This is a genomic window from Gilliamella sp. GillExp13 (assembly GCF_001690815.1).
Lineage (GTDB): Bacteria > Pseudomonadota > Gammaproteobacteria > Enterobacterales > Orbaceae > Gilliamella > Gilliamella bombi.
Genome location: NZ_LZHJ01000117.1, coordinates 12,903 through 39,880, shown reverse-complemented (window position 1 = coordinate 39,880; position 26,978 = coordinate 12,903). Strand labels below are relative to the sequence as shown.

23 protein-coding genes are annotated in these 26,978 nt (G+C 35.1%); 4 read left to right on the top strand and 19 right to left on the bottom strand.

Translation table 11 applies throughout. The annotated features are described in order from the left end of the window. Nucleotides 1-27: 27 nt before the first annotated feature. The 8 genes from A9G37_RS08520 to A9G37_RS08485 all read right to left on the bottom strand — a co-directional run bounded on the left by A9G37_RS08520 (nucleotide 28) and on the right by A9G37_RS08485 (nucleotide 13,573). Nucleotides 28-711 carry an amino acid ABC transporter permease gene (locus A9G37_RS08520; RefSeq protein WP_065575249.1) on the bottom strand — a complete coding sequence of 228 codons (684 nt, stop codon included), beginning with the start codon at nucleotides 709-711 and terminating at the stop codon, nucleotides 28-30. Nucleotides 712-717: 6 nt separating this feature from the next. Then, nucleotides 718-1,443, bottom strand: coding sequence for an amino acid ABC transporter permease (locus A9G37_RS08515; protein WP_065575248.1), 726 nt, complete (start codon nucleotides 1,441-1,443; stop codon nucleotides 718-720). 2 nt (nucleotides 1,444-1,445) lie between these two features. Continuing rightward, a complete protein-coding gene (locus tag A9G37_RS08510) occupies nucleotides 1,446-2,279 on the bottom strand; it encodes an ABC transporter substrate-binding protein (protein ID WP_442903146.1) in 834 nt (277 codons plus the stop codon). 190 nt (nucleotides 2,280-2,469) lie between these two features. Beyond that, entirely contained in the window at nucleotides 2,470-2,892 is a 423-nt protein-coding gene (ndk, locus tag A9G37_RS08505) for a nucleoside-diphosphate kinase (protein ID WP_034911074.1), read from the bottom strand. 19 nt (nucleotides 2,893-2,911) lie between these two features. Further along, nucleotides 2,912-5,209 carry a penicillin-binding protein 1C gene (gene pbpC, locus A9G37_RS08500; protein ID WP_065575246.1) on the bottom strand — a complete coding sequence of 766 codons (2,298 nt, stop codon included), beginning with the start codon at nucleotides 5,207-5,209 and terminating at the stop codon, nucleotides 2,912-2,914. Nucleotides 5,210-5,342: 133 nt separating this feature from the next. Continuing rightward, nucleotides 5,343-10,484 (bottom strand): alpha-2-macroglobulin family protein, encoded by a 5,142-nt coding sequence (locus A9G37_RS08495; protein WP_065575245.1) that lies wholly within the window; start codon nucleotides 10,482-10,484, stop codon nucleotides 5,343-5,345. 706 nt (nucleotides 10,485-11,190) lie between these two features. Then, entirely contained in the window at nucleotides 11,191-12,234 is a 1,044-nt protein-coding gene (locus A9G37_RS08490; RefSeq protein ID WP_141671136.1) for a hypothetical protein, read from the bottom strand. 397 nt (nucleotides 12,235-12,631) lie between these two features. Next, the gene (locus tag A9G37_RS08485) at nucleotides 12,632-13,573 is read right to left on the bottom strand and encodes a type IV pilus twitching motility protein PilT (RefSeq protein ID WP_065575243.1); all 942 of its coding nucleotides are present in this window, start codon (nucleotides 13,571-13,573) and stop codon (nucleotides 12,632-12,634) included. A gap of 37 nt (nucleotides 13,574-13,610) precedes the next feature. On the opposite strand from A9G37_RS08485, the gene A9G37_RS08480 reads away from it, so the two are divergent. Both A9G37_RS08480 and A9G37_RS08475 read left to right on the top strand, forming a co-directional pair. Then, entirely contained in the window at nucleotides 13,611-14,312 is a 702-nt protein-coding gene (locus A9G37_RS08480; protein WP_065575242.1) for a YggS family pyridoxal phosphate-dependent enzyme, read from the top strand. Between the two features lie 36 nt (nucleotides 14,313-14,348). Next, nucleotides 14,349-14,906 (top strand): YggT family protein, encoded by a 558-nt coding sequence (locus tag A9G37_RS08475; protein WP_065575241.1) that lies wholly within the window; start codon nucleotides 14,349-14,351, stop codon nucleotides 14,904-14,906. A gap of 33 nt (nucleotides 14,907-14,939) precedes the next feature. Here the strand turns inward: A9G37_RS08475 and A9G37_RS08470 are convergent, their stop codons facing one another. The 4 genes from A9G37_RS08470 to corA all read right to left on the bottom strand — a co-directional run bounded on the left by A9G37_RS08470 (nucleotide 14,940) and on the right by corA (nucleotide 17,721). After that, nucleotides 14,940-15,362, bottom strand: a complete 423-nt coding sequence (locus A9G37_RS08470; protein ID WP_065575240.1) for a YcgN family cysteine cluster protein — start codon at nucleotides 15,360-15,362, stop codon at nucleotides 14,940-14,942. Continuing rightward, a complete protein-coding gene (locus A9G37_RS08465; RefSeq protein ID WP_081296761.1) occupies nucleotides 15,359-15,607 on the bottom strand; it encodes a YcgL domain-containing protein in 249 nt (82 codons plus the stop codon). The genes A9G37_RS08470 and A9G37_RS08465 overlap by 4 nt, the downstream gene beginning before the upstream one ends. 25 nt (nucleotides 15,608-15,632) lie before the next feature. Beyond that, nucleotides 15,633-16,595: a glucokinase gene (locus tag A9G37_RS08460; RefSeq protein ID WP_065575239.1), complete on the bottom strand. Its 963-nt coding sequence runs from the start codon at nucleotides 16,593-16,595 to the stop codon at nucleotides 15,633-15,635. 184 nt (nucleotides 16,596-16,779) lie between these two features. Then, nucleotides 16,780-17,721 carry a magnesium/cobalt transporter CorA gene (gene corA, locus A9G37_RS08455; RefSeq protein WP_034912903.1) on the bottom strand — a complete coding sequence of 314 codons (942 nt, stop codon included), beginning with the start codon at nucleotides 17,719-17,721 and terminating at the stop codon, nucleotides 16,780-16,782. A gap of 216 nt (nucleotides 17,722-17,937) precedes the next feature. Here corA and A9G37_RS08450 point away from each other — a divergent pair, with 216 nt between their 5' ends. Then, a complete protein-coding gene (locus A9G37_RS08450; protein WP_034912906.1) occupies nucleotides 17,938-18,456 on the top strand; it encodes a single-stranded DNA-binding protein in 519 nt (172 codons plus the stop codon). Nucleotides 18,457-18,731: 275 nt separating this feature from the next. Further along, complete coding sequence (locus A9G37_RS08445; protein ID WP_034912908.1) at nucleotides 18,732-19,394, top strand: MarC family NAAT transporter; 663 nt, start codon at nucleotides 18,732-18,734, stop codon at nucleotides 19,392-19,394. A gap of 22 nt (nucleotides 19,395-19,416) precedes the next feature. On the opposite strand, the gene A9G37_RS08440 is transcribed toward A9G37_RS08445, so the two are convergent. The 7 genes from A9G37_RS08440 to rpsA all read right to left on the bottom strand — a co-directional run bounded on the left by A9G37_RS08440 (nucleotide 19,417) and on the right by rpsA (nucleotide 26,890). Further along, nucleotides 19,417-20,109, bottom strand: coding sequence for a DUF2461 domain-containing protein (locus A9G37_RS08440; RefSeq protein ID WP_065575238.1), 693 nt, complete (start codon nucleotides 20,107-20,109; stop codon nucleotides 19,417-19,419). A gap of 3 nt (nucleotides 20,110-20,112) precedes the next feature. Then, nucleotides 20,113-20,877 (bottom strand): 3-deoxy-manno-octulosonate cytidylyltransferase, encoded by a 765-nt coding sequence (gene kdsB, locus A9G37_RS08435; RefSeq protein ID WP_034912915.1) that lies wholly within the window; start codon nucleotides 20,875-20,877, stop codon nucleotides 20,113-20,115. 18 nt (nucleotides 20,878-20,895) lie between these two features. Next, nucleotides 20,896-21,081, bottom strand: a complete 186-nt coding sequence (locus tag A9G37_RS08430; protein ID WP_034912919.1) for a Trm112 family protein — start codon at nucleotides 21,079-21,081, stop codon at nucleotides 20,896-20,898. Further along, nucleotides 21,078-22,091 carry a tetraacyldisaccharide 4'-kinase gene (gene lpxK / locus A9G37_RS08425; RefSeq protein ID WP_065575237.1) on the bottom strand — a complete coding sequence of 338 codons (1,014 nt, stop codon included), beginning with the start codon at nucleotides 22,089-22,091 and terminating at the stop codon, nucleotides 21,078-21,080. Before lpxK ends, A9G37_RS08430 begins: the two co-directional genes overlap by 4 nt. A gap of 92 nt (nucleotides 22,092-22,183) precedes the next feature. Continuing rightward, nucleotides 22,184-24,493 carry a DNA internalization-related competence protein ComEC/Rec2 gene (locus tag A9G37_RS08420; protein ID WP_065575236.1) on the bottom strand — a complete coding sequence of 770 codons (2,310 nt, stop codon included), beginning with the start codon at nucleotides 24,491-24,493 and terminating at the stop codon, nucleotides 22,184-22,186. Between the two features lie 325 nt (nucleotides 24,494-24,818). Then, nucleotides 24,819-25,109: an integration host factor subunit beta gene (ihfB, locus tag A9G37_RS08415; protein ID WP_034912930.1), complete on the bottom strand. Its 291-nt coding sequence runs from the start codon at nucleotides 25,107-25,109 to the stop codon at nucleotides 24,819-24,821. A 98-nt stretch (nucleotides 25,110-25,207) separates the two neighbouring features. Beyond that, entirely contained in the window at nucleotides 25,208-26,890 is a 1,683-nt protein-coding gene (rpsA, locus tag A9G37_RS08410; RefSeq protein ID WP_065575235.1) for a 30S ribosomal protein S1, read from the bottom strand. Nucleotides 26,891-26,978 lie beyond the last annotated feature (88 nt).

The following is a 26,978-nucleotide window of genomic DNA, read 5'->3' as shown; positions in this document are numbered from 1 at the left end:
CCCCATATACCCTATGAGAATATTGTTTTATTTAAAGCAAAATAATTGGCGTTTTGAGAAAAACATAACCGCAAAATCAAGCGAGGCGCAGATGATAAAATAAACAACTATAACAAATAGAAAAATTTCTGTTGGATAAATCATACTACGATTATTAATTTGGGTTGCAATAAAAGTAAATTCTGCTACTCCAACAATATAAGCCAGTGAAGTATCTTTAATCAGTGATACCCATTGGTTTACAAAAGACGGCAACATCATTTTAAGGGCTTGTGGTAATATGATAAATATAATAACTTGCTTTTTAGTTAAGCCTAATGAAAACGCCGCTTGCCATTGTTCTTTAGCCACTGCAATCATACCTGCATGAGCTGAATGACCAATGTATGCAGCGCCTATCAAGGATAAAGCAAATATTACCGTTGCAATTGCTGGCACATCTACACTAAGTAACACAGGTAAAAGAAAGAAAGTCCAGAAAATAAGCATAATGACAGGAATCGCTCTTAAAAAACCAAGTATACCAACTAAAAAATAACGCATAATTCCTTTTAAGACAGTCAACCCGACTCCAGCAAGAATACCCAAAAAAGTTGAAAATATAATTGCAGCAAAACTCATTAACAGCGTTAAAAAAATTCCTCCGGGAAAATTTCCCCACATCATATAACTGAAATTCTGGTAAATAACCTCTAAACCTTTAAGCTCCATAAATGATTACACCTTACCTATTTGCAATCGTTTTGCTTGATAAATATTACCCAAAGTTCCAACAATCACTATCGCCAAAATATATAATAAAGTTGCAATAGCAAAATCTTGAAAGGTTTTTAATGATTCGGTTTCAACTTGACGCGATACATAAGAAAGTTCTAACACACCAATAGCCATTGTTAACGACGAATTTTTTATAATATTCATGTACTGGCCAATTAAAGGCGGAAATGCAATACGAAAACTTTGTGGCAAAATAATAAATCGCATACTTTGCCACCAAGTTAAACCTAATGCCAATGAAGCCTGTTCTTGCCCCCGACTTACACCAGCTATACCCGCTCTAAATTCTTCGGCAATAAAAGCACTGGAATAACAAGTTAAACCAACTAAACCGATTATAAATTCAAATGATGGCATTTTCAGTGAAAAAAACAGCAACTGGATTTGCGGTTCGTCAAATAACCATAATTTAAATTCTATTGGTAATAAATTACCCACACCAAAATACCAAAAAAAGAGTTGAGGCAATAACGGAGAATAACGAAAAATTGCGTTATACCCCATTACTATAACTTGAATAATTTTAATTCGACTTTGTTGAGCAATAACCAGCAAAAAACCTAGTGATGTTGAAAATATAATGGTTAGCAATGAGATAGCTAACGTAACTAAAAAACCATCCCATAACCACCACAAATAACGAGGCTCAAGTAATTGCTCATACATAACTACTGACCTTTGCCAATTTTAAAATCACCACGAGGCATCGCTGATGCAGTTCCAGGTCCAAACCAACGATTATAAATCGTTAATGCTTCACCTTCTTTTTCTAGTGTTAACAAAATTTGATTCACTTTTTCTTTCAAGCGATCTTCCCCTTTTGGTATACCAACAGCTTGATATTCTTGAGTAATACTAAATGGTGAAATTTCAAACACAGCTCGTTGTTCTTCTGGTAAATTCGCTAATAAACCGACTAATTTCGCATCATCTTGAGTAATTGCCTGTACAACACCATTACGTAATGCCGCAAACGCAAATGGTGTATCATCATAAGAAATTACTTTAGCTGTTGGATATTTTTCTCGCAATGTAATTTCCATAACTGTACCTTTATCGGCACCAATACGAAGATTTTTCAAATCATCTGCTGATTTCAATACGCCTTTTTTTGCTACAAATTTCTGACCAGTCGCAAAATAAGGAAGGCTAAAATCAACGGTTTTTGCTCTTTCATCAGTAACGGTAAAATTAGCTACAATTAAATCGGCTTTTTGGGATGCTAATAATGGAATTCGATTAGCTGGATTAGTCGGAACAAGCTCAACATTAACCTTTAGTGCTTTTGCTATCTCGTTGGCATAATCAACGTCAAGACCAACAATTTTATTTGTCTTTTCGTCAATATAACCAAATGGCGGATTACTATCAAATACCGCTATTTTTATTTCTCCTCGTTTCTCAATATCATCAAGGCGATCTGCATAAGCAGAATTTGTACCTAACAAACTACTTACTAATGCAACAACAGTTAGTGATTTAGTCAACAATTTCATTCCGATTCTCCCTCAGTCAAGGTTATGTTATATACCGTTAAAGTCTAGCAACAAAGAATCGAATGAATAAATAACAAATACTCACATGGTTATAACTAAAAGTTATATGTGGTAGTTTTCGATTAATGACATTAGAAAAACGAATACAAGCCAAAACAGCTTATATCACTATATTGATTTATTTAATAATATTGATTTACCCTACTATCTCGCTATCAACAAAAAAATAAGCAATTTCTTTTTCAGCCGAGGTTAGAGAATCTGAGCCATGTACGGCATTTTCGGTCATACTGTCAGCAAAATCAGCTCGTAAAGTGCCTGCGGCTGCTTTAGATAAATCAGTTGGTCCCATCAATTCCCGATAACGCTTAATAGCATTATCGCCTTCGAGAATCTGAACAACTATCGGCCCAGATATCATAAATTTAACCAACTTATCAAAAAATGATTTACCTTGGTGCTCAGCATAAAATCCTTCTGCCTGTTCTTTGGTTAATCTAAGCATTTTTAAGGCAATAATGTTAAGTTTTGCTTGGCTAATACGGGTTTCAATTTCACCAATCAATTGTTTTTTAACAGCATTAGGTTTGATGATAGATAAAGTTCTTTCAATAGCCATAGATTTGCTCCTTGTTAGTTTAATCAAGGGTAAATGTCATTCGTGAGATTTGTCCACTTTGATCTAATAAAAATAGATGATGTAAACCTTTATGAGTAACTGTCAAAGCTACCTTTTGATCGCCATACGTTTTCTCAATAACTTGACCATCTAAAAACCACCATTTGTCACCAACACCACCTTGTGGAGTTAGATCGATAGTGACATCTTGCTGCCCAGGTAATCGTTTTACCAATTGCTTATCTTGCAGCCCAATAATATTGAGTGGCAAAAAGATATCTTTACCAAACACTGGGCAATGATTATCAACTTCAGGAATTAGCGATTGTCGACGTTCTTTGGGTAGTAGCCAATTTTCTAAAGCTATTGGCCAAAGTGCAACCTGTTTTTTATGTGCATTGCTACAGTCTGCTGACACACGTTTGCCGGCATCATTTACCCAAATAGTCACCCACCCTGAACGATAAATATTATTATTAAGTGCCGTTAGAGTATCAAGTGTTGGAGGTATCATATTATTTAATACCCATGCATTTTTTTGACGGTGGCAGTTTTCATCAGTTGCAGGTAACTTTTGTCCTGATGGCCAACAAATTTTTTCTAAGGTTACTGTTGTCGGTTTAGTTACTAAGGGAAGTGGGCGATTTATTCGTCGCTCTTTATTTAATAATAACGTGTTAACTTGTTGTAGTATCGGCACCGCTGTAATACTGCCATATTGACCAACAACGGGCGTTCCATCAGGACGACCGACCCAAATGCCAATCAAATAGCGAGGATTGACCCCAATCGCCCATGCATCACGATATCCATAGCTAGTGCCTGTTTTATAGGCAAGCTGATAATTATTAACTAGCATCTGTCTTGTGATCCATGCACTTCCATCGCTAATAAATGGCTTGCTTAGTAAGGGATCTGCTTGCGTAAATCGTAAAGGACTTACTTGCCCATGACGAGCAAAGGCACTATATGCGCTAACTAAATTATCCATTCTTAACGACGCACCACCCAAAATATACGATATATTAGGATCATTACCTTTAGATTGAAGCGATAAGCCAATACTAAACAGCTTGCCAGCAAATCGTTTTGGTCCATAAAGCTCAATTAACTCAACAGCAGGTAAGTTTAATGAATTCTTTAATGCATCTGAGGCACTTATTGGTCCATAAAAATCTTCATCAAAATTCGTAGGTCGATAATCAGAACTGATTCTAGGTGTATCTTGCAATAACGATTCAGAATGAATCATGCCGTCATCAATCGCTAAAGCATACATAAAAGGCTTTAATGTCGATCCAGGAGATCGAAGCGAATTTATCATATCGACCTGACCGAATCGCTCTTTATCGTTAAAATCAACCGACCCAACATAGCCTTTTACGGACATATCCGTATGATCGACAACTAAAATAGCTAGTGAGTTTTTGGGAGGTAACTGATTTTTACGATTAGCTGCAATATCTTCAAGGCTATATTGAAGAGAAAGATCAATATTTGATCGAATAATATCAACATCAGGATATTGTTGACTTAATCTTCGAGCTAATAAAGGAGCTAATTGCGGCTTTTTACGTGGGTAAACCCATACTTCTTCTTTTCTAACTTGCTCTATAATATCAGGTGACCATACCTGATATTGAGCCAATCTTGCTAAAACTTTGTCTCGTGCTTGTTTGGCTCGTTCGGGGTACCTATCAGGACGCAAACGGCTGGGGGCTTGTGGCAATACAGCCAATAAAACTGCCTCACTACGTGTTAACGCTTTGGGCTCTTTACCAAAATATGACCAACTAGCAGCCCCTAAGCCTTCGATTGTCCCGCCAAATGGGGCGCGATTAATATATAAAGTTAAAATTTCATCTTTTGTAAAACGTAATTCAAGTTGTAGTGTTCGAAATATTTGTTGTAACTTTCCTGATATGGAGCGATCGTGTGGATAAAGCAATCTTGCAACCTGCATCGAAATAGTACTACCACCTGAAATAATTCTTTTATTGGTGATATTTTGCCAAGTTGCTCTCAATAAAGAGGCAGGATTTATACCAAAATGATCATAAAAATAGCGGTCTTCATAATTTAATAACACATCTAGGTAATCATTGGGAACTTCATCTAACTTGATAGGATACCGCCAAACACCATTTTCATCAGCAAATCGCCACAGAGGCGTACCATCTTGCGCAAGAATTGTTTGTGTCGTTTTATTTTTTGTTATTGATAAAGGATAAAAGTGATCGGCAACAAAAAAGCTACCTAATAACAAAAGGATAGAAAAAAATAAGAAAGCCAGAATTTTAAGTAGGCGCTTTTTCATTTTGTCAAAAAGTTTCAGGTAACACTATGTTTCGGTATAATATGTTTCAGTATAAATAGATGCCGCTAACAATTGTTAGCGGATAATCAATTTGTTTACATTTTAAAAATCAAATTTAATTGATACATACTCGTTATTGTTGTTTAGATTCATTGCGCTCAACAATAGACATTAAGTCAATTGATTGACCAATTGCAAATCGATCGGGGCGATACATAGATTCAACATAAGGGTATGGAATCATATAATTACCAGCCGTCACAGCTCTAGCCAAATAAGCAACCTGCGATCGATAAGTACCATCGCTCACATAGTGATTAATATCAACAGCTGCAACATATCTATCATCACGGAATTCTTGATATTTAATATCATTGCTATCTTCATCTTTCAACAAATTGGCAATTTCCGGTATTGCCTGTAGACTCACACTACTATTTGTGAGATTTTGATTTTCTAACTCAAGTCCAGCAGGTAAAAAATCAACAATTAACGCATCGTGAACGACTTCTTTATGTGCCCTAACATCCAATAATACCACCACTAAATCACCCACTTTCAAGTGATCAGGTTGAATTTTGTTACCTTTCAAATCGTAATAGGAACGATTGATAGTTAAAACATTTTCATCACTCGTTGGTGCAGGCGCTTTCTTGCCATAGCCTGAAACGGTAAATTTAATATAAAGTGGTTGTGCATTTTCTGGATTAGAAATCGTTAATCTATTGGCTAAATTAGCAAAATCAAAAGAGCGTGATAAAGTCGAATCAACCTCATTTGACTGCTCGTTGAGCACCACATTAAATTTATGTGAAGATTTATGTTGTTCTAATGACCAACCAGCCACAAATAATGCGTTAAGTTCCTGAGTTGAAAAATAACGAGTATCATTAAGCAAATCAGATAACTGAATTAAATAATCAGCTTGCTTATCAACACTTAAATTATTTTCTACCAATAAAGATAAAACTAATGCATTATCACGAATAGCACTACCATATTCGCCTAACCAAGAATAGCGATTATCATAACTTGTTGTAAATACTCGAGGCATCAAATTATTATAGATATTATCAAAACCAGCCAGCTTGGCGGAAAGCGCTAACTGAGCAACTGGTAATGGTGACAATACTTTAAAATCACTTTTAGTGATCTGTTGATACATCCGATTAATTTCATTACGCATAGGCACAGTGATTTTATTTTGCCTTGCCAACACAGCTAAAGCATAAGCTTTAGTTGCAAATTGCGTATAATTGCTTGCTTGTGAATTATCATAGTAGCTTTGTAACCCATTAAATGCATTGGCATCATAAGTATATTGGCTAATGCGGGTAATTGCGGCATCAAGCTCTTTATTATTGACATTATAACCACGCTCACTTGCTTGGATTAAAAAATCAGTTGCATACACCGTTAACCAATATTCCTCGGCACTGTCTTTGCTCCATAAACCAAAACTACCATTATTACGTTGCATTGATAAAATTCGCGAAATACCTAGTTGTACTTTTTCACGTCGTTTGTCATCTGATTCAGTTTTAATCCCCAATGCAGAAAGCTGCTCTTGGTTTGCATATAACGATGGCATTAAACCACTAACAGTTTGTTCTAAACAACCATATGGATAAGCAAATAACTCTTTAATATACTGAGCAATATTAAGCGGAGGCTGATTTGATACAATTAATTTACCCTCAACGGTATTATCAATCATGTCAACAAGACTACCTTCTGGCAACGACCAACTTTCACCGCCATTTATTGCCATGGAATAATATTGTGTAGTTGCGGAATAACCTGGTCTAACGCCAATGTTCCAAGATCGTTTGATCTGATACTCAGAACCATCTTCTAACAAAATACCCTTAACATTAATGGTAACAGAACCTTTCCCATAGCCATAATCGGCCATGATTGGCACTTGAATAATCTGTCTTTGCTTACTATTTAATGTTAATGTTGTTACTTTAGATGAATCTTGATGGACCAAACCATCAGTAGACACCTCAATCTGCATTGTTTGCGTTTTTTCGGTTAGATTATTCAAATCTAACGCCAAGTTAGCCGTATCGCCAACCGTTAAAAAGCGCGGTGTCGATAATTCAGCAACGACTGGCGAGGCAACTAGCATAGTTTGTTCAGCCTTACCAAAACGTGTATCATCCCACGCTTGTGCCATTATGCGCAATTCACCATTAAAATCAGGCAAAATAAGCTCAACAACGCCCTCGCCATCATCATTTAGCTTAATGGTTTGCAATTGCTGAGCCACAATATTGACATCATTTGATGGTTTTTTGCCGTTAGCGCTAGCACCAAGCATTGCATCACCACCAAAGCTCACATTGACATTACGACCTTTACCTTCAATCAACTTACCATAAACATCATAAATATCGACGTTATAACGTTTACGACCTAAAAACGCACTATAAGGATCAGGGGTAACAAAATTGGTAATATTCAACACGCCAGAATCCACAGCCGAAACCAACACCGTTACCTTACGATCTTTTTGGATTGATTTTTTATCCAATTTAATTTTTATTGGAATGGTTTTTTCAGGCTCTGTCTTTTTCGGTGCTTCGATATTGACATTTAATTGACGATCTGAAGTATCAATTGGTAGATAAAGCAAACCAATAGCTCGTTTAATTGTCTGCACCGCGGCATCGGTTGATGGACGAATAATCATCGCATTAATATAAATATCATGACATTTCCAATTTTCAATTGGAATTTCAACATCAAGACCATTATCATCAACGGTAATATTTTTCTTCCACAATATACCATTATTATTTTCAAGCGAAATATAACCAGAACCAGCAACAGGAGCTTGAACATGAATTTTTGCTGTATCACCAACTGCATAAGCCGTCTTATCAAGACTTAATTTAACCTGATCAGGGCGAACAGAATTAGTACCGTTGGTATTATCTTCCCAATTATAACCACTTCTAAAACGTATGCTACTTATCACATTACTTTTAGTATCAACCACCTCAATACGATAAAAACCATAATCATTGGTTTGATAAGAAACTTTAGCAGTACCATTTTCAGCAATAAAAAGCGGTTGCTCTTGCACAACAAATTCACTCGAATTGTACTCTTGATGCCATCCTGAATCGCTAGACCAGCTCCAATAGTAATTACGACGCTCACGAACAATCCTTGCCTTTAAATTCTTTGTTGCTAATTTATTGCCCTCAACGTCGACATAAGCGACTTCAAACTCAGCATTATCGCCTTTATCAACCGTTGGGCTTTTTTCATAGCGATCTGTCGACCAATCATAATAAGGCAATTGAGAAAACAACGCCCGCACAGCTGGCATTTGAACGCTTGGCCAAATCGCTTGGCTTGCATAACGAGTCACAGGGCGACCGCCAGAATCAAGCAAACTTGCTTGTAAAACCACATTAACTGGCGAACTCAATTTACCCCAATTGCTAGTATCAACTACTACTTGCGCATTTCCGTTTTTATCTAAAGTCGTCTCAACATTATCAAGTTGACTAACCTTATTACTGTTAGTTACATCACCAATGTTATAATCAGCAAGTTTAGGAATCGAATCAACTTTTTTAAGATAAATATGACCATCTAAAGTATTTCCTGCGGCTGGAGCACCATAAAGATACCAACCTTTAACCTCAAAATTGATATGTTTATCAAATTGAATCGGATTATTTGACGCGGTTGTAATTTCCATCCCCATACGTTCTGGCAAAAACTCTTCCACATTAAAATAAGCATAATGGTAACCAATATTACCTACATCAAAACGAAACGCCCATTTACCAGTTGCCGCACTTGCTGGAATAACATATTTCCATTGATACAAACCGCTTGAATCTGCATTTTCTTTAACCGTAAAATTGTCAACCACTAAATTATCGGGCGACATAACATCAACCACAATCGGTTGAGCAGGCAATGGCTGACCATCGGCATCACGCAAAAGTGCATTAAAATAGACTGTCTCTTTTGGACGGTATAAATCACGAGAACCAAAAGCAAATAATTGTTTTTGATAAGAAGGAGAGCCCGTTAAATTATATTCGCTTAAATTCAACGCACCATGTTCCAAATCAACCAAAGAAATTTGCTTGCCATCGCTTGCTGTCAGCAAGGCATATTCCATATCATCTGGCAACATTACGTCGGCATAACCGTTTTCATCGGTTTTTGTTGAAATCGTTCTACAGCCTTTATTGCTATCGCGCTCCCCTTTTCTACATAACACCGATACATCAATGCCTGAAAGCGGTTTACCATCATCTAAAGCATGCGTCATGATCGTCAAATAACCGTAATGATAATCACGCACCGAAACGCCGATATTACTGACAAAAAATAAAGACGCAGGATTTAAATAATCATAGCTACCCGCTTTACTCATCACCGCAAAATAAGCACCATCATGTTGCAATGGTGAAATAGATGATAAATTTAGTAATACTGTTTCTTGCGAATTACGTTTTGGATTTAAATCAAAGCGAGAAGTATAAACTAAATCAGCAAACTGTTGAAAATCCTTAGAGTCCCAACTTGATAATTGTTTAATAAAACCATAACCAGCAATAAAATCGGACAGCTTTTCAGGCTTAATTCTAAAAAAGTTAACATCAATCTTATCAACGTTAAGAGTAACCACAGGCAAACCGCTCATTGATTTGCTTGGCAACAAATAGCCACTACTAGCAAACCCAACCATTGGCTTACGATCTTGGGTTTTAATGTTAGTTTGATAAACCCAACCTAAATTACTGCCATTAATGCCTGCTAACATTTTATCAATGGTGAGTTCTAATTGACGATTTGGTTCAAGATAGCGATGTCTTAATTCTAATCCGTTATCCGACAACTCCCAAGCTCCGTCAACATTACCCGTTTGGCGATCAACTAAACGAAGTAAATTAGAAAAATTGAGTTTAGGATTTAAAGGAACCGAAAAGGTAATAACTAAAGTACTTGAACCATCAATAATGACCTCTGAACTATCAATAACAGTTAATTCTTTACCGTGATATTTTTCAACTAATTCTGGTGTGGGGTTAAAGGCTAGTTTTGACGATTCATCTTGTACGATATCGTTGTCATCACTAGGATTGCTAATATCAGCGGTTGTATTATTATCAATAACTTTTGTTTCTGATTGCGTTTCTGCCTGTTCAGCGCGTGTGTTTTGTTCAGCGTCTTTATTATCACAACCAGCTAATGCTAACAGCAGGCTAAATACAACTAAATGCTTTACTAACCCCATTTTCCACCCCATAAACAATAATTCTTATTACTAATTATTTTTATCTAATTTTTAACCACATATTATGTACTACCTTCGACCTTTTAGCAAAGGGTGTTTAGTAAGAATAGTTATAGTGGATTGGCTGAAAAATGTAGCTGACTTAAAGTTACTCATATTATCCATAATATTCGCCTTGTAAGATATTCAAATTTGTACTAACCTCTATTTACCTAATAAAACCCAATTTATCAATCCCTAATTATCGTACTAACAACCTAGCTTAGTTGAGGGCACATTTTGGTACTAGGATAAAGCAGGCATATGAACTTTACGATATTATGGCAATATTGTGGGCGTTTATTTTGCTCAAAATTATTCAGGTAGACTATTGATTTTATTAAGGTTTTTATTATTATTTTTAAATAGAATCATACACTTATAAGCTAGTTTTTTATTACGTTGAATTTGGCTTTTTAAGAAATAAGAAAAGCACTTTTGTTATTTGATAATAGCTATTAATAAAAACTTGTTAATAACAGCTAGTTAATAACAAAAGCGCAAGCTTTTAAGTCGTATCGGACAGGCGTTGTTTTGGCTTTTAGTCATTAAAGTGCTAGCTTTGCCTGCTCAGCTCTCCAACTTGTGCGGGGGCTTTATTCTTTGTTATATTATCCTCTCAAGCACCATAACCCCCTTCCGCGCCCTAAGGATTAAGAACTAAACGCTAAGGTGCGGTGCAAACGCCAAAGCGGGTGTTGCCGGGACGGTAGCTGTTGACGACGCCGCCGGGCGAGCTGACATAGAACTGGCGGCTACCTGTAGCGTCGCTCGTCCAGTAGTCGGCGCCGACGAATTCCGAACCACGGTAGTACATGCCGCCCCACTCCGTGAAAAAGCCAGCGCCTATGTGACGCTTGTAATGATCACCTGATGAACTAGGTGTTGCACCTAAATTATTATAGTTTGAATTGGTTAAATCTCTTACCCGTGGCATTCGATAACCCAAACTATTACACCATGCTAACAGGTCACTATAAATGCCCGATTTCATCCCCCGATTGACGAACCACTGCTTTAACACAAATCCATATTTTACTACCTCATCACCGGTATTAATATCTCTACCCACTAACTCAAACGTCTGCGGTAACTGTGGCTTAGCAATTGGGTTAGAATGAGGATTATCCCATTGATTGCTTGCCTCTGGACCTGTTAGCGTTACGCGAGCTACAACTCCCCTATCTTCATAAGGAATCAACCACTCATGAGCGTCAACATTTGTCACTGTTGCAGTAATTCCCTCATGCGTGACTGGTTCCCATTTCAATTCATTTATATCCACTCCACTTATGAGTAAATCAAAATATAAACCATCCGCACCTGTAGTCGGGAAATTGAGGTCGTATAATTCAGGATTGATAGATTGAACTAAAAAGCCCTTCTTAAGATTCCATATGTCAGCTGGACCTGCATATTTATCACCATCATAAGCTTCAGATAGATTCGGCCTTACATAGTTGACAAACATAGATGAAGGCAAAATTATTGCATCGCTACGATTATTATGTATTCGACTAGTTTTGCTAGTTAATGCCTGCAAATTCAATGAATGTAGCATTAATAACAATACCAACAAGATTTTTTGGGTTAATTTTGATAATGATTTGGAAGATATAAATGAGCTTCGTATAAAAACTCGTCGAATAGGATTATTTGATAAATTTAAGACATAGGTTTGCCAGTGCTTGTGCCTAAAATGATAATGCATTACGTTTCTCGTGTCAAGTAATATTTTGTTTTATTTGAATTTTTATGTTTATTCGCTTATTTAATAAGCTCATTTTCCTTAAACGATGAAAGTATAGCCGTTTAAGAAATAGTTGGCTAGTTTTTGGGCGGACTTTTTTGTAAAAAAATGCAAATCTTAGAAAAGCACTGAGTTGTTTATACTTTATGGTTAAAATATTCCTCTAAAAACTCATAAGGTGCTTTTCCTGAAATCGCTTAAGATTTTGTATTCTATCTTTTAAATCGATAAATATTTGCTGATTATGTCATATCTCAATTCAAAGTTTGTATCACTCTTTCCGCTTTGCCATTCGTTTGTAGTCACAGGTAAATAAATAAAATTAGTTTATGATTAAACATTATTTCAATTTCAGTAATTATTGATCCGTAATAATTTGCATACCATGTTGTCGCCCCGTCTGCATAAGGGAAATAATTTGTTTAATTTTGCCTTCATTAATTAAATTACTGACAGCAGGAGTATTAATAAGCACTTCAAACAACGCTTTACGCCCATTTTTTGTTAATATTAGCTTTTGACTGATAATTGCTCTTAAATTATTTGATAATTGTGTGCGAATAAAGTTACGCGAACTTTCATCAAATACATCAATAATACGATTAATACTTTGAATAGCAGAGCATGTATGTAACGTAGCAAAAACTAAATGCCCTGTTTCTGCTACTGTTAATGCAGTTTGGATAGATTTTTTATTACGCAATTCCCCAAGCAATATTATGTCAGGATCTTGCCTTAAAAGGCTATCAAGTGCATAGTCAAAATTTGTAAGTTCTCTCTGTTGAATTAATGAATGTTGATTATGATAAATAAACTCAATGGGGTCTTCTAAAGTAATAATGTGTTTGGATTGAGTTGAGTTAATATATTCAATTAATGATGCAAGCGTCGTTGATTTACCACTTCCTGTAGCACCTGTCACTAAAATAATACCACTTTCGTGCGTTATTAGCTTTTTGAAAATCTCGGGGGCACCGATTTCAGCTAGATCAGGAATATGGTTTTTAATGATTCGAAACACCGCCGAAATACCACGCTGTTGATAAAAAATATTGACTCTAAAGCGACCTATTTCAGGAGATTGATAGGCTAAATCAATTTGTTTATCTTGCTGTAATTGTAATTTTTGTGATTCATTAAGTAACGCCAATAGTTCAGATTCTAAATCTAACGGCGATAACTTTTCGTTTGATACACACTGTAATTGTCCATTAATGCGAATGCGTGCAACTTCACCACTTGAAAGATGCAAATCGGATGCTTTTTGCGTTACACTAAGCGACAACATCGATTTTAACATTATATTTTACCTATTAGTTTATTAATTGGGAATTAACATGAATACAGTACGTGACAATTTACTTACTATAAAAAACACAATTCAAGAAATAGCAAAAAAATGCGAACGAGATCCCAATACAATCGAACTTATTGCGGTCAGTAAAACAAAGCCAGTAACCTTAATCAAACAAGCGATAGATGCAGGTCAACTATCTTTTGGTGAAAACTATGTTCAAGAAGGCGTTGAAAAAATCCAGTATTTTAAACAAACTCTCCCCAATACTTTATTAACTTGGCATTTTATTGGTCCATTACAATCGAACAAAAGCAAATTAGTCGCCGAACACTTTGATTGGATGCATACCATTGATCGATTTAAAATTGCTCAACGTTTAAATGATCAGCGCCCAGCTAATATGGAAAACTTAAATGTACTTATTCAAGTTAATATTAGTAAAGAAGCCAGCAAGTCAGGGGTTGTTCCTGAACAAGTTGCTGATTTAGCAAAACAAATTATAACACTACCCAATTTAAATTTACGTGGGTTAATGGCGATCCCTGAAATTGAAAATGATTTTGACAAACAACTAAACGTCTTTAACAAAATGCACGAACTTTTGCGTTCTTTACAAACTGATTATCCATTTATGGATACATTATCCATGGGCATGAGTGGCGACATGCAAGCTGCTATTGTTGCTGGTAGCACTATGGTTAGAATAGGTACAGCGATCTTTGGAGCAAGGCAGTATTTGTGATATATTGCCCCAATAGTTTATTTTAAGGAGTCTTAAATGACATCGCTTTATTTTCTAGGTAATACCATCTTAACGGTATGTCTCTATGTTTTAATTTTGCGTTTATGGATGCAACGTGTGCGTGTAAATTTCTATAACCCATTTACCCAATTTATCGTACGAATAACTCAACCTATTATCGGTCCACTACGCAAAGTCATTCCATCTATTAAGCAAATTGATACCGCTACATGGGTTCTTTTATATTTTGTTGCCGTCATTAAAATTATTTTTATTTCCTACTATGGAATGATTAATGAATCAATTTGGGCTAGTAAGTACCTGCTTTATGCTATTGCTGTCATAGCTCATGCATTCGGGCATTTATTATTCTGGTTATTACTATTTCGAGCAATTCTAAGTTGGGTTAGTCGTGGACAATCAAACGCAGATGAATTACTTGCTCAGTTAACTGAACCACTTATAGCACCAATTCGCCGTATTGTGCCACCGCTTGGAATGATTGATATCTCATTTATGATTTTTGTATTTATTTTAATGTTTTTAAATATGCTCGCTGTTGACGTATTTGGTTATTTATGGATTGTGCTTTAGATTAAAATCAAAAGGGAGCTGTAGCTCCCTATTTTAAATGATATGGTCTTCCCAACAAATCACATCTTTTTCATAAACAATCCGATTTTTAACCGATATCTTCAGCTTATGCATAAGCTTTTTATTACCCGTAATAAGCGGATGCCAATGAGGCAATTGTCCTGTTTCAGAAAAATAACGATAGGTACAGGTTAAAGGTAACCATTCAATGGTAAGGAGGTTATCACGAGTCAACTTGATACAGTCGGGTTCATAATCAAAACGTCTATTATAATGTTTACATTGACAAGTATTGGAATCAAGCAAATTACAAGCAACATTAGTATATAAGATCTCGTCTGTATCTTCGTCCATCAATTTATTTAAGCAACACTTACCACAACCATCACAGAGCTGTTCCCATTCTTCATCACTCATCTGAGCTAATGTCTTATATTCCCAAAATGGCTCAATCATACTTTGAAATCATCTTCTTTTAGCATTTGTAAGAAAAATCCATCAGTTTTAATTTTTTCTTCTATTTCAGTGGCGGTACCAACTACAAATTTTCGTTTACCGTCAAGTAATACTTTCATGACAAAAACAGGAGAACCAAAAATAGACATTACTTTTTCAGGAATTGTTGAAAAATCATTTTCATGTTCCATATATAGATAGCAATTCTCTTTTTTGGTACTTCGGTAAATATAACACCACATCATAGAATAAAACCTTTACTCATTAATACTATTTATTAAGACAATTTTGTAAATAAACACCTGCGCCAAACAAGCCTGGATCTTCATGTGTTATTACATAAACAGGAATTTTTTTGACTAAATAGGACATACGCCCTTTATGTTCAAAAGCATCTCTAAATGGAGATGTTTTAAAAAATTCGATAAAACGCGGCACAATACCACCAGCAATATAAACACCACCTTGTGTATTAAGTGTTAATGCCAAATTACCTCCAAAACGCCCCATAAAAGTACAAAAATAGGTTAAAGTTTGTAAGCAAAGTGGACAACTTTTAGATAGCGCTTTCTCAACAATAATGTCGGGTGTAATCTCTATTACTGGTTGATTATTAATTTGTAACAACGCTTGATAAATATTAACAATACCATTGCCTGATAAAAACCGCTCAGTAGAAACACGCCCAAATTTTTTGCGAAGTTGCATTAAAATACGGTCTTCATCATCACTTATCATTGGAAGCTCTGTATGCCCCCCTTCTCCTGACAAACTAATCCAGCGTCCATTAACTTTAATTAAATGCGACACTCCAAGCCCTGTACCTGCACCATAAATTGCAATTGGATAATCTAAATCAGGTTCATCGCCACCAATCTGAACAAGATCTTGTTTAGATAATTTAGGGATTGAAGTTGATACTGCTGTAAAATCATTAATTACTTCTAGTTTTTCAAGATTAAGTTCCTTAACTAATTCAGCTCGTGAAAACGACAAATCATTGTTTGTCATGCTAATTATATCTTCATCATTAATCGGACAGGCAATTGCAATACACGCCATTTTAACGGTAACCGATTGGGCTTGTAAGTAATTCTTAATTAATTTTAGCAATACATCATCCTTTGCAATAAGAACTTTAGTTATTGCTGATAGCTCATTTGTAGCCAAATTATAAAGCGCAAATCGAGCATTAGTTCCACCAATATCGGTGACAAGTGCATATTGATTCATGTTACTTCCTTTATGATAAATTAATTCTTTTTAGTTAAAATAATAAGTTTTGCCCATCAATCGATGAAAGTATATTGCTGATATTAATAATTATATTAAATTATCCTAAGCAGTTAGTACGATAAGAATTTCATCTAATATATTAAAAAACTATCGAATAAAAACTCAATTTAAATCAATAAATCTACAACCACTTTTTAAGTTTAAAATAAATATAAGGAGCAACGCCTGCTAGCAACATTAATAGTAATGAAAAAGGATAACCATATTCCCATTTTAATTCTGGCATAAATTCAAAATTCATACCATAAGCTGAAGCAACTACCGTTGGGGGTAAAAACACAACAGATACAACCGAGAAAATTTTGATAATTCGGCTCTGTTCAATATTGATAAAACTAGTTGCAGCTTGCATTAAAAAGTTTACTTTTTGGAATAATGACTCATTATGTGGAACAAGCGATTCAATATCGCGAATAACTTCACGAGCTTGTTCTAGTTGATCTACTGGCATCTTTGCTCGGCGAACTAAATAATTAACTGCACGTTGGCTATCCATCAAACAAAGACGAACTTTCCACGCGGTATCTTCAAGTTCAGCCAACGAGGTAATAGCTTCATCGTAATGCTCTTGAGCTGAGCGATCCATAATAATTAAACTTAATTCTTCGAGTTCACTGTAGATATTTTCAATTTGATCTGCTAACTGCTCAACTTTAACTTCAAATAAATCAAGTAATACTTCATAAGGATTTCCATCGTTCATTCCTTGGTAGCGCGATCGCATGCGATACAAACGAAATGCTGGTAAATCTCGCTCACGTAGCGTAAACAAACGACCATTATGCACTGTAAAAGCTACTGTTGAGTTGCCCGCACGATCTTCTGCATCTTCATAAAAAAAGAAAGAGTGGACATGTAAACCTTCGTTATCTTCAAAAAAACGAGCTGACGCTTCAATATCGTCAAGTTCAATACTTGTTGCTAAGTTTTGTCCTAAATGTGTTAAAACAAAATCTCGATCGGCTTCTTCTGGCTCAATTAAATCAATCCAAGTTGCATTATTTATATCGCCTTCATTAATTTTTACTAATTGTTTGTTTTTCAATCCAAACGCATTAATCATAAGGCCTCCTATAGGAAAAATCTTTTAGAACATCACATTAACAAATGTCTAGCATTATACTCGCTATGACAGCAAATTCCTATGTTTAAACCAATCTTTCTAATCTTTATAAAATGGGAGAAAAATTCCATTATTAAATTAAATTCGCTGATATTACTACAGTCTCATGTTACAATATGTAGCTTAAAATACTTATGTCATGTTTAGGAGTTAATAATGGCCAATAGAGGAATAAATAAAGTTATTTTAGTTGGTAATTTAGGTCAAGATCCCGAAGTTCGTTATATGTCTAACGGTAATGCAGTTGCGAATATTAGCATTGCAACATCAGAATCATGGAAAGATAAACAAACCAATGAATACCGTGAACGTACTGAATGGCATCGCGTTGTTATATTCGGTAAATTAGCTGAAATTGCTGGCGAATACTTAAAAAAAGGTTCCCAAATTTATATTGAAGGGCAATTACAAACTCGAAAATGGCAAGATCAATCAGGGCAAGATCGTTACACAACTGAAGTTGTAGTTAACCCAATTGGTGGTACTTTACAAATTTTAGCAACACGCAATAACAGTGAAGGCATTGATAATAATTCACAAAATTGGGGGCAAAGTGCAAATAATTCTTCATCTGCACCAGTGGCTCCTTCTCGCCCTCTAACACAAAATACACCTGCACAGCCTGCGGCGACTCCAGAACCACCAATGGATTTCGATGATGATATTCCATTTTAAGTATTAAAAGTTCAATTTGATTTTATGAAAGGAGTCGAACATTACTCCTTTCAAACCTTAATTCGATATCACATTTTATCTACTAATTCATAAAAATTATTCAGGCTTGACATTATTTCTATTAATATTAGACCTAAAATTATCAGTGTAGTACCTACAATTTTTTCAAACATGGTAATAAAATCCGATACCGAATTACAACTACCTCCATATATCATTTTCTGTTTATTTCAATTATACTTAGCTGCAAATTTTGTCGGATTTAAAATAAATCTATGTTGGAACTTATACAAACTGTCGGCTTTGGTTTAATTTTATTTATTCCTTTAACGAATCCTTTAACCACTGTGGTACTGTTATTAGGTCTATCGGGCGATATGACCAATGAAGAGCGGAATTACCAATCAAAATTGACCTGTATTTATGTGTTTATAATTATGGTTGTATCGTTTTATTGTGGGCAACTAGTAATGAGCACATTTGGCATATCGATTCCCGGATTACGCATTGCTGGTGGCATGATTGTTGGTGTTATTGGCTTTAGAATGTTATTTCCACAACAACCATCACACAAAACTCTTGAAGCAGATGCAAAAAAGAAAGAGATCTCAAATAATATCGCTTTTGTTCCTCTCGCCATGCCAAGTACAGCAGGCCCCGGAACTATAGCAATGATAATAAGCATGTCATCAACAGTAAAAAGTGGTGGCTATAACGTTTCAACTTGGGTTGTTTATACTGCTTCGATATTAGTGCCTTTATTGTTATGTATTATTCTTTGGTTTTGTATGCGCAGTGCAGGTAGCATAATGCGCTTTATGGGGAAAAGTGGCATTGAAGCCACTTCAAGAATTATGGGCTTTTTATTAGTTTGTGTTGGAACTCAATTCATAATTAATGGCATTAAAGAAATTGTATTGAATTTTCCTAATATTTAATATTAGAAATCAACTAACAAAGCTAAAGATTTGGTATGTTTTTAATCATTTCTACCCGCATTAAATAATCATAAAGCGGAACTAATTGTTTAAAACCTTTAACCAGTTTATCAGGTAAATCGCTATTTAATGCATCCTCAATATGATTACTTGTCACCATAACCGCAATATTTTTACGGTTATACCAAGTTGCAACTTTTTTGTCCTGCTCTTTAATTAATGGGCGTTTATAACTTTCACCAACAAGCTCAAATGGTTTTTTGACGCAACGTGTCATTGCTAAAAATTTCTTAGTATCGTTAAGAATCTCGTCTCGAAAGATATCCATCGTTTGTTTTGATGAACAATAATAACCAAGTCCATATTGATAACTACTTGGGCTAATTTCAAAAAAATAAGCGGGCGCTTCTTTCCAATCTTTATTTGGTCGTTTAAATGTCAACCATAATCGGCTACGATAAAGTGATTTATCATTTGAAAAACGAGTATCTCGATGTATTCGTGAAATCGTTTTACCAATAGCAGGGCGAGTTTCAAACCACTCATCAATTTTGAGCATCTCTGGTGTTAATTGTTCAACCAAAAGCCTAAACGGTTTAACTAAATCGTTATCATAAATAGCACGATGTTCTTCAAACCACGGTTTACTGTTATTAATCCAAGCGTCTTGCAAAAAATTAAGCCCAGCTTGGGTAAAGCCAGTAAAGTTTGCCATTGCTTACTCCTTAAATAACGCTCTTACTTTTTCTAAATCTTCTAAAGTGTCTACACCAATTGCTGGAGGTTGTTTTGCCACAGCGACATGAATTTTTTCACCGTACCAAAGTACTCTTAATTGCTCTAACATCTCAATTTGTTCAAGCGTTGATGGCGCCCATTTAATATATTGACGAATAAAGCCAGCACGATAAGCATAAATACCAATATGACGAAGATAAAAATTACCTATACTCGATGGTTTTAACTGTTCAGTTAATTTCGCAAAACGATCGCGCTCCCAAGGTATGGTAGCCCTTGAAAAATAAAGCGCATAACCATCTTTATCTGTCACAACTTTAACTGCACCAGTATTAAATGCTTCTTCAACAGAATCAATTGGCACAGCTAACGTTGCCATTCCCGTTTTATATTGCACTAAATTTTCAGCCACTTGATTAATAATAACAGGCGGTATTAAAGGTTCATCCCCTTGTACATTAACAATAACCTCATCATCAGTAAACTGATAAGTATTTATCACCTCTGCCAGCCTTTCTGTACCAGAATTATGCTTGTCACTAGTAAGAATGACTTCACCACCATACTCTTTGATTACCTCATAAACTTGTTGATGATCTGTTGCAATAATCACTCGATTAGCTGATGATTTTTTTGCTTGCTCCATCACACGAACAATCATAGGTTTACCATGAATATCTGCTAGTGGCTTACCTGGTAAACGGCTCGATGCATACCTAGCGGGAATAATAACCGAAAAGTTCATAATTAAAGACCTTATTATTTATTCTTGAATACATTCAGATTGGTTAAGTGGTTTAGCTTCACATTCTAGCAGCACCGGAATATTATCTTTAACTGTATAAACTAAATTATCTGCATGACAAATTAACTGCTGATTAGTAGCATTATATTGCAATCGACCATGGCATTTAGGACAAGCAAGTGCGTTTAATAGGATATCTTTCATTTTTTCTTCTCTTGGGATTTAGTCTCAGCTAGTAATAAACAGATTTGATCAATAACTTGCACAGGTATTACCGCATCGATGGGCAGATACCACCAATTTTGTTGAGCAAATTGTCTACATTTAACTGCATCTTTTTCAGTCATTAAAAGTGTTTGTTTATTACGTGCAACATTATTTAACAACGGTAAAGTAAATTTTTGATGATCGGCAAAAGAAACGGTTTCGACCACATCCACTTGCATTTTACCTAACATATCAAAAAAACGTTTTGGATTACTAATACCTGCAATAGCGCATATATTTGACAACGAAGATAACGCTCTTTTTTCTTGAGAAAGTAAATTCACTGCATACAATGGCATTAATTGCATAGTAAAGGTTTTATTAGGATACTGCTGCGCTAAATTATTTACGCTATCACCATTAATGACGATAAGATCAACCGATTTTAATCGACTTTCACGCTCTCGCATGGGTCCTGCTGGCATCCACCATCCATTACCGAATAGGCGCTTTCCATCAATCACAACCACTTCAATATCACGCGCTAAAGCATAATGTTGTAAACCATCATCAGTCAAAATAACATCTAATTGGTACTGCTTTAATAACGCTTGAACAGCCTCAGAGCGATAAGGTGAGACAGCAATAGGTACATTAGTACGTTGATAAATAAGCACAGGTTCATCACCTACTTGTTCAGTTGTAGTGGTATTATCTAAAATAAGCGGATAGTTATCAGCCTTTCCTCCATATCCTCGTGAAACAACTCCAACCTGTAAGCCTTTTTGTTTTAACGATTCAATTAAACTAATAACTAGTGGCGTTTTACCGTTACCGCCAACAGATAAGTTGCCAATAACAATAACAGGTACGGGAGATCGCCAAGATTTTAAAATACCAACTTGATATAAAAAGCGACGGAAAATAGCAATCAAACCATATAATAAAGAAAATGGTATGAATAACCAAAATAAACGATTTTTACCATACCACAATTTTTCAATCATAACTTTAATATCACTCAATTACATTTAGTAAAATTGTTTTATATTTCAATATAACAATTATTATAGTTGCCTATAGCAAACGATAGCCTATTTTACTCATAATTTGGTAAACTACCAAACCAATCATGATACCATCTAGGTTTAATTTCACCTCGCATAGTTTTTAGCTTCCATGTTTGTTTATCAAAAAAAAGACTTATTTGACCTGTTCTAGCAGTAACATAATTGTCTAATTGTAAATCTTTATACTTTGCCATTACCTTATTGGAGGGGAGTTTCCAAGGATTATAACGAGATGTAGACGCCAAAGACTTTACTGGTTTAACATGATTTAAAAATGTATAACTTGACGATGTACTACTACCATGATGGGGGATTTGTAAAATAGTAGACGTTAGCTGATTTCGATATTTAGTAACTAACTGATATTCCTGATTACGTTCTAGATCTCCAGTTAACAATACAGAAAAACGTCCATCGGTAACTTGCACCACACAGGAATCCTTATTTTGAGCATCGCTAACTAGCTGATGAGGCCACAGCACATTAAACGTCAGGTCATTCCAAATAACACTATTACCGGCTAAGCATTGATAATCATTATTAAAGTCAGAAGACGAACTCATTAACCATGCCTCAGGATAAATAAGTTGAATTAATTTCAAACCGCCAACATGATCATTATGTTGATGGCTAATAATAATACCTTGTACATTCAAATTATGCCATTGTAGAAAAGGAATAATAACCCTTTCCGTAGCGGAACTTTTTTCCCACTTAGCTCCTGTATCATACAAAATTGCAGACTTACCATCATGGATAACGATAGCTAATCCATGACCTACATCTAACATGTCTAACCGCCAACGATAGTGTTGCTGTTTAAAAAAAGGGGTAACCAGTATCATCAAAATTACGAGCAAAGTAATGCTAAAGCGTTGCCAAACTCCTGTACGGATTATCACTACAGTTAACCAACCTAAAAGACCTAATAAATAAAAATCTGAAGGGATGTTAATCCATAATTGATTAAGCCAATTTAAACTCAAAAATAGCCATTCTAGAGATTTATCAGCAATTAGCCAAAACCATAAGGCAATAGAAAAACAATCAAAAATACTAAATATTAACGCCAATAAAATGGTAGGAAATGTAACTAATGAAATAACAGGAATTGCAATTAGATTTGTTAAAATTGAAACTCCACTAACACCTTGAAAAACAAAAAACTGAATTGGAAGCAGCAATAAGGTTAACCCACACTGCAAATGTAATATCCTAATTATATACCAACGTTTTTTATGCCTTACTGCTTTGGAAAGCGGCGCCCAATCATACAAAAAAATTAAAGTTATTACTGCATAGCAAGATAACCAAAAACTTTCAGATAAAATCATCAGTGGATCAAATAATAATAACAACGCAATGATCCGATTGATTTTTTGCCATGAACTTATTTTATATTTTTTATAACGAAAATAGATCCAAATTGACAAAGCAACCATAGCTCGCAAAGTAGGCGGATTAAAACCTGTTAACCATGCATAAAAAAATGCACATAACCACCCTATTATAATTGGTACAAAAAAATAGATAAAACGCTTTGGAATAAAAAACAGTATAGCTTTAGCCAAAAAGCAACTAAGTCCATAAACAACTAAAATATGCATACCAGATATAGCCATTAAATGAGCAATACCTGTTTGCATCATTACCATACGAAGCTCGTCATCTAATTGAGAACGATCACCAAAAGCAAGGGCTAGCAAAATACCTTTATAACTAAATAAATCGATATAAGGTAGAGCCAAATCAGTAATATATTGTCTTAAGTCAGATTTATTATTTAATAACTTGGCATCAACCAATTTAGCCGATAATAAGCTACGGTTTGCTATCGAAAAGCGTTGGCTATCAAATCCTCCATCATTTAAGTATCCATGTACAACTTTTGTTTTTAGTGTCAATTGCCAAATTTCCCCAGATTTAGGGTGATCTAACCTATCCCAGTAAACCGAAATCGGAACATCCTTTGCAAGCGTAACATCTGAAATGGAAAAAATAGAAAATGGCATGTAATAAGGTCCGTTGACCATTGCTGCCTGATGAGTATTGATATTAACCACTTTGGCGTGAACAACTAGCGTTTTATCAATATAAGGGGAAATGTTGGATAAATATTGCTTAGAATAAGCAGTTGACCACAAAAAACCTAAACTAAATGCAACAAAAACAGATAAATACCAACGAAAATTAACAGGAACGATTAACACAATTAAAAACAAGATAAAAGCAAGTAAACACCAATATAGATCAGACAATAAATGGGGCAAAAAGAGTAATGGTAAACAACCTAATGAAAACATGATAGCCATTAAATCCAAAGAACAAATTTTCTGCACTAATACTTACCATCTTTATATTGAACAATATAAGCCTATCACTTGATATCATAAAAAAATAATTGATGTAGATTTTTTCGATCTTTGTTCCATTTTAATTATCAATCTTAATGAAATTTACTGAAATTATTCGGAATATTGCATATTTTAAAAGAGGGATTTAACGACTTAAATCAACATAACGTTGACTGGTTTTTCCTTAATGATAATTGGTAAAGGTTATTTAAATAAGTAAGTACAACTAAATGATAGAAATTAAACTAGCTAAAACAAAAAAGCCTTTGATTTAACTCAAAGGCTTTCATCTAATTGTAAAATTTAAAGATTATGCGTTTGCAGCATTATTTACTCTTTCACGTAATTCTTTACCTGGTTTGAAGTGAGGTATATATTTATGTTTCACTTCAACATTACCACCAGTTCTTGGGTTCCTTGCTTTACGTGGAGCCCGATAGTTCAAACTAAAACTACCAAAACCTCGAATTTCTACACGATCGTTACTTTCCATAGCTAAAGCGATCTGTTCAATGATATCTCTAACTGAATCATCAACTAGTTGAACAGGAAGATGTGTTCGCCAGTTAACAATTCGTTCTACTAAATCTGATCTGTTCATGATCACTCCTAATTTATTTATGTGGCATGTAACTATTTCATTTTATCCCATAAAAGAAAAAGAGGGCAAGCCCTCTTTACTCTTTACATAAATATTTTTTACTCAGTTTTTGATGCAGCTTTAAATGCTTCTGCCATTGCATTAGTAAATGATGCATCTTCTTGAGTTGCTGTGTTGTTTACTGCTGCGAGAGCTTCTTTTTCATCAGCTTCATCTTTCGCTCGTACTGATAACGAAATTGCACGAGTTTTACGATCGATGTTAACAATTTTAGCTTCAACTTCATCACCAACTTTTAATACAGTTGTTGCATCTTCAATACGCTCACGAGCAATATCTTGTGCTTTTAAGTAGCCTTCAATACCTTCAGCGATTTCGATGGTTGCACCTTTAGCGTCAACTGCACTTACTGTACCTTTAACTATTGTGCCTTTTTTATAGTTAGAAGCAAAGCTACTGAATGGATCATCTTCTAATTGTTTAATACCTAGAGAGATACGTTCACGTTCTGCATCAACTTGTAAAACAACAGCTTCAATATCATCACCTTTCTTATAAGCTTTAACAGCTTCTTCGCCAGGCATATTCCAAGAAATGTCTGAAAGATGAACTAAGCCATCGATACCGCCCTCTAAACCGATAAAGATACCAAAATCAGTGATTGATTTGATCTTACCGCTAACTTTATCACCTTTATTGTGTGTTTCAGCAAATTGTAACCATGGATTTGGTTTACATTGTTTAAGGCCAAGAGAAATACGACGACGTTCTTCGTCAATTTCAAGCACAACAACTTCAACAACATCACCTAAGCTAACAACTTTAGATGGATGAATATTTTTGTTTGTCCAGTCCATTTCAGAAACATGAACTAAACCTTCAACACCTGTTTCAATTTCAACAAAACAACCGTAGTCAGTTAAGTTAGTTACTTTACCTGTTACTTTAGTACCTTCAGGATAACGTTTAGCGATTGAAACCCATGGATCTTCGCCTAATTGTTTTAAGCCAAGTGATACACGTGAACGATCTTTGTCAAATTTAAGTACTTTAACAAGTAATTCTTGACCAACTTCAACCACTTCACTTGGGTGTTTAACACGTTTCCAAGCCATGTCAGTAATGTGAAGTAACCCATCAACCCCACCAAGATCAACGAATGCACCGTAATCGGTAAGATTTTTGATGATACCTTTAACTTCAGAACCTTCTTGTAGATTTTCAAGAAGTTGTTCTCTTTCTGCACTATTTTCAGATTCAATAACTGCACGACGTGAAACAACAACGTTGTTGCGTTTTTGATCTAATTTAATAACTTTTAATTCGATTTCTCTATTTTCAATATGAGAAGTATCGCGTAATGGACGAACGTCAACAAGTGAACCAGGAAGAAACGCACGAACGCCATTAAGATCAACCGTAAAGCCACCTTTAACTTTACCATTGATAACACCTAAAACTGTTGCAGCATCTTCAACTGCTTTTTCTAGTGTAAGCCATGCTTCATGACGCTTAGCTTTTTCACGAGATAAGATAGTTTCACCAAAACCATCTTCGATTGAGTCAAGCACAACGTCAACAACGTCGCCGACTTGAACTTCTAATTCGCCTTGGGCATTTTTAAACTGCTCTACTGGAATCGCTGATTCAGATTTTAAACCAGCGTCAACTAAAACAACATCTTTGTCGATTGCAACGACAGTACCACGGATCATATTACCAGAACGAGTGTCTAGTTGATTGATAGACTCTTCAAAGAGTTGAGCAAAAGATTCAGTCATATTTATATACTTAAGTTAATTTTAACGTCCACATTACATCCTGTCTTGTGGGGTTGTTTATAATACTCCATACATCCTTATAATGGAG